This is a genomic window from Paenarthrobacter sp. NPDC089988 (assembly GCF_044748465.1).
Lineage (GTDB): Bacteria > Actinomycetota > Actinomycetes > Actinomycetales > Micrococcaceae > Arthrobacter.
The window spans coordinates 1-2,407 of record NZ_JBIVGD010000004.1 but is presented as its reverse complement, the minus strand read 5'-3'; the positions used below and the strand labels follow the sequence as shown (position 1 = coordinate 2,407).

At 55.4% G+C, this 2,407-nt stretch carries 1 rRNA gene (cut by a window edge); it reads left to right on the top strand.

Annotated elements, in window-relative coordinates:
* Window positions 1-2,407: ribosomal RNA gene (locus tag ACIPV6_RS06920) — 23S ribosomal RNA — on the top strand (its annotated part extends 184 nt beyond the left edge of the window); the annotation flags it as partial.

Genomic DNA, 2,407 nt, shown 5'->3' with positions numbered 1-2,407 from the left:
GGTTGTGTTGTTGTGATGGCGTGCCTTTTGAAGAATGAGCCTGCGAGTTAGTGTTACGTCGCGAGGTTAACCCGTGTGGGGTAGCCGTAGCGAAAGCGAGTCTGAACAGGGCGTGTTGAGTGGCGTGATCTAGACCCGAAGCGGAGTGATCTACCCATGGCCAGGTTGAAGCGACGGTAAGACGTCGTGGAGGACCGAACCCACTTCAGTTGAAAATGGAGGGGATGAGCTGTGGGTAGGGGTGAAAGGCCAATCAAACTCCGTGATAGCTGGTTCTCCCCGAAATGCATTTAGGTGCAGCGTTGCGTGTTTCTTGCCGGAGGTAGAGCTACTGGATGGCCGATGGGCCCTACAAGGTTACTGACGTCAGCCAAACTCCGAATGCCGGTAAGTGAGAGCGCAGCAGTGAGACTGTGGGGGATAAGCTTCATAGTCGAGAGGGAAACAGCCCAGACCACCAACTAAGGCCCCTAAGCGTGTGCTAAGTGGGAAAGGATGTGGAGTTGCTTAGACAACCAGGAGGTTGGCTTAGAAGCAGCCATCCTTGAAAGAGTGCGTAATAGCTCACTGGTCAAGTGATTCCGCGCCGACAATGTAGCGGGGCTCAAGTACACCGCCGAAGTTGTGGCATTCACACATTTGCCTAAGCCTTTGTGGTTCAGGGGTGTGGATGGGTAGGGGAGCGTCGTGTGGGCGGTGAAGTCGCGGTGGAAACCAGCGGTGGAGCCTACACGAGTGAGAATGCAGGCATGAGTAGCGAAAGACGGGTGAGAAACCCGTCCGCCGAATGATCAAGGGTTCCAGGGTCAAGCTAATCTGCCCTGGGTAAGTCGGGACCTAAGGCGAGGCCGACAGGCGTAGTCGATGGACAACGGGTTGATATTCCCGTACCGGCGAAAAACCGCCAATACTGAGCGGGGGATACTAACCACCCCCCACCTGACGCAAAGCTTCTTTCGAGAAGTGAGTGTTGTGGTGGTGGCTGGGACCTGATCCCGGGAGGTAAGCGTATTAACGGGTGTGACGCAGGAAGGTAGCCGGGCCGGGCGATGGTTGTCCCGGTCTAAGGATGTAGGGTCAGGGATAGGCAAATCCGTTCCTGTGTGCTTCGAGCACGTGCCTGAGATCTGATGGGACCCCCGTATGGGGGGATCCGGTGATCCTATGCTGCCGAGAAAAGCATCGACGCGAGGTTTTAGCTGCCCGTACCCCAAACCGACACAGGTGATCAGGTAGAGAATACCAAGGCGATCGAGAGAATTATGGTTAAGGAACTCGGCAAAATGCCCCCGTAACTTCGGGAGAAGGGGGGCCTGCCCCGTGATGGAGACTGGCTCTCCGTGAGCGGGTGTGGGCCGCAGAGACCAGGGGGAAGCGACTGTTTACTAAAAACACAGGTCCGTGCGAAGTCGCAAGACGATGTATACGGACTGACTCCTGCCCGGTGCTGGAAGGTTAAGAGGACCGGTTAGCCCCTTCGGGGGCGAAGCTGAGAATTTAAGCCCCAGTAAACGGCGGTGGTAACTATAACCATCCTAAGGTAGCGAAATTCCTTGTCGGGTAAGTTCCGACCTGCACGAATGGAGTAACGACTTCCCCGCTGTCTCAACCATAAACTCGGCGAAATTGCAGTACGAGTAAAGATGCTCGTTACGCGCAGCAGGACGGAAAGACCCCGAGACCTTTACTATAGTTTGGTATTGGTGTTCGGAGTGGCTTGTGTAGGATAGGTGGGAGACGTTGAAGCCCGGACGCCAGTTCGGGTGGAGTCATCGTTGAAATACCACTCTGGTCACTTTGGACATCTAACTTCGGCCCGTGATCCGGGTCAGGGACAGTGCCTGATGGGTAGTTTAACTGGGGCGGTTGCCTCCTAAAAAGTAACGGAGGCGCCCAAAGGTTCCCTCAGCCTGGTTGGCAATCAGGTGTCGAGTGTAAGTGCACAAGGGAGCTTGACTGTGAGAGAGACATCTCAAGCAGGGACGAAAGTCGGGACTAGTGATCCGGCGGTACATTGTGGAATGGCCGTCGCTCAACGGATAAAAGGTACCTCGGGGATAACAGGCTGATCTTGCCCAAGAGTCCATATCGACGGCATGGTTTGGCACCTCGATGTCGGCTCGTCGCATCCTGGGGCTGGAGTAGGTCCCAAGGGTTGGGCTGTTCGCCCATTAAAGCGGTACGCGAGCTGGGTTTAGAACGTCGTGAGACAGTTCGGTCCCTATCCGCTGCGCGCGCAGGAAATTTGAGAAGGGCTGTCCTTAGTACGAGAGGACCGGGACGGACGAACCTCTGGTGTGTCAGTTGTACTGCCAAGTGCACCGCTGATTAGCTACGTTCGGATGGGATAACCGCTGAAAGCATCTAAGCGGGAAGCTCGCTTCAAGATGAGATTTCCACACACAAT